A 2,800-nucleotide genomic window follows, 5' to 3' on the forward strand; every position below is an offset into this window, starting at 1 on the left:
GCGATCGCAATCAACGATTGCCCCCAACTTTTCTGCCAGTCGAACAATCGATTTACCCTCCGGTGTTTCATCAAAGATACTCGCCGCCAGCGCCACGCAAGCCATATCCGCTTGCGTATGACCGTTAACCGGGATAAATTCTTCTGCAAGTCGATTGCCTAAAGTAATTGTGCCCGTCTTATCCAAAACTAAGGTATTAATATCGCCGCAAGCCTCAACAGCTCGTCCAGATGTGGCTACCACGTTAAACTGAGCAACCCTATCCATCCCGGCAATCCCGATCGCACTGAGTAACCCGCCAATGGTTGTAGGAATTAGCGCCACCAATAGCGAAATTAATAGCGTGACACTCACTGGACTGCCGACGTAGTTCGCCATCGGTGGAATCGTTGCTACCACAATTAAGAAAACGAGAGTAAGAACAGCGAGTAAGACGGTGAGGGCGATTTCATTCGGGGTTTTAGTCCGTTCCGCACCTTCTACTAAGGCAATCATGCGATCGAGAAACCCTTGACCGGGGTCAGCCGTTACCCGAATAATCAGTTCATCAGACAGAATCCGCGTACCGCCTGTTACGGAACTCGCGACATCACTTCCGGGTTCTTTCAGGACAGGTGCTGATTCACCCGTAATTGCCGACTCATCCACAGACGCAATCCCTTTAAGGACTTCCCCATCTGCTGGAATGATGTCGCCCCCGATCACTTTAATGCGATCGCCCTTGCGTAAGGCAGTAGAACTCACCTCCTCCGTTAAACCATTCGGCAGGAGTCTTCGCGCTGTAGTATCCGACTTGGTGGCACGCAGAGAATCGGCTTGCGCCTTACCCCGTCCTTCTGCCACCGCTTCCGCAAAGTTGGCAAATACGAGGGTGAAAAACAAAATTACTGCTACTAAGAAATTGAAAACACGGGGATTCTTATCGGGAGTAGGACCAAATAAGTTGGGGGCAAGCCAGAGCAAAAATGTGACAATAGTACCCACCCAAACCACGAACATCACTGGGTTTCTCAACATGGTTCGCGGATTTAGCTTGGCAAAAGCCTCTCGAAATGACCTCTTGTAAAGACCTTGAGTATTAACCTTTGGCTTGTGTCGTTTGCGCGGACTCTCAGGAGTAGATGTAGCTTTTAAGGAATCAATTTTTGTGGTGTTCATGGTTTATGGTTCATGGTTCATTGCTGATAGCCAATTGCTTGCTGTCCAACAATCAGCCATTTTTCAGTAAGCCGTCCAAACTTATGAGTTATGCCTTGCCCCCTAAATCCCCCAACTTTGGGGGACTTTAAAATTCCGGTTCCCCCCAGAATTGGCTACGGTGTACACACAAGTCCTCTGGTTTGTTTCTGAGGCGAACTTGCCCCCTAAATCCCCCAACTTTGGGGGACTTTGAAGCTCTAGTTCCCCCCAGAATTGGGGGGCTAGGGGGGCTTCCATGCAGCATTTGAGGTTGATCGGGAGATGTGTGTACACGGTAGCCTCCAATTGGGGTCGAGATTTATTCAACTGCGTAAGTCCTGAAACCCTTTTTGTGTTGCCTTTTGACTTCTTACTAATTACCCGCCAGACGCAAGTTTGAATCCTTCCGCGATCGGTCCTAGGGCAAACACTGGGAAAAAGGTCAGCGCACTCAGAATCACAATCACCCCAGCAGTAACACCAGTGAACAAGCCTGTATCCGTTCGTAAAGTTCCCGGAGTTTCTGGTACGGGTTGTTTGTTCGCCATTCCTTCAGCTAAAAGCAATAAAGCAACGATCGGGATGTAGCGTCCTGCTAGAAGAACGACACTAGTACTCAGGTTCCACCACAGTGCTGTTGGTGCAGGTTGACTATCGGCTAACCCTTCAAAACCAGAACCATTATTAGCGGCAGCTGAGGCATATTCGTAAATGACTTGGGAGAGTCCGTGAAAACCAGGATTACTAATGCCAGCGAGTTGATCGGGAAAGGCTAGGGCAACAGCACCGGGAATTAAAATTACAATCGGGTGAACCAAAAGGATGACGCTAGCCAAAACAATTTCCCGTTTTTCAATCTTGCGTCCCAAAAATTCGGGTGTCCGTCCCACCATTAACCCCGTGAGGAACACAGTCAAAATTAGGTAAATGAATAAGTAAGCCGTTCCAGTCCCTTGTCCTCCCCAAATCATCTGCATAAACATATTGAACAGGGTGACAAAACCTCCAGCAGGCATGAAAGAATCGAGCAGAGAGTTAACGGCACCGCACATCGTACCCGTAGTGGTAACCGCAAACAGAGCTGACTGCGCCCAACCAAATCTCACTTCTTTCCCTTCTAAATTAGGCTGTTGGCTACCTAAGATCTTGTTAACAAGAGGATTTCCCTGATACTCACCAATTGCAGTAATGATGACCAGGATGGCATAGAGGGCAAAGACCATCCAGAACAGCAGCCAGCCTTGCTTCCTATTATTGGCAAAAATACCGTAGCTAATAATTAGCGAGGCTGGAATGCTAACCATCCCGACGGTTTCGACGAGATTGGAGAAGCCATTGGGATTTTCAAACGGATGGGCAGAGTTTATGGCAAAAAAGCCACCGCCGTTTTCTCCTAGTTCTTTGATAATTTCAAAATGAGCAACGGGGCCTCGTGCGATCGCTTGCGTAGCCCCCTCTAAAGTGGTGACTGTCGCTGGTTCTGCCAAGGTTTCGGGAATTCCTGAAATAATCAGTGCTATGGCACCAATAATGCAGATGGGCAGCAAAATTCTTGTAATCGACTTGGTTAAATCGACATAGAAATTGCCTAAAGGTCTACCTGTTAAGCCACGAATGAAGG

At 48.2% G+C, this 2,800-nt stretch carries 2 protein-coding genes; both read right to left on the reverse strand.

Going from position 1 to position 2,800, the window contains the following annotated elements; genetic code table 11:
• A partial coding sequence (gene kdpB, locus V6C93_RS25230) for a potassium-transporting ATPase subunit KdpB (RefSeq protein WP_333479424.1) occupies window positions 1-1,158 on the reverse strand: 1,158 nt, incomplete at its 3' end.
• Window positions 1,159-1,556: 398 nt separating this feature from the next.
• The coding region (gene kdpA, locus V6C93_RS25235) for a potassium-transporting ATPase subunit KdpA (RefSeq protein ID WP_333479425.1) at window positions 1,557-2,800 on the reverse strand (1,244 nt) is incomplete at its 5' end.

This window comes from Allocoleopsis sp. (assembly GCF_036703385.1).
In the GTDB taxonomy this organism is placed as follows: domain Bacteria; phylum Cyanobacteriota; class Cyanobacteriia; order Cyanobacteriales; family Coleofasciculaceae; genus Allocoleopsis.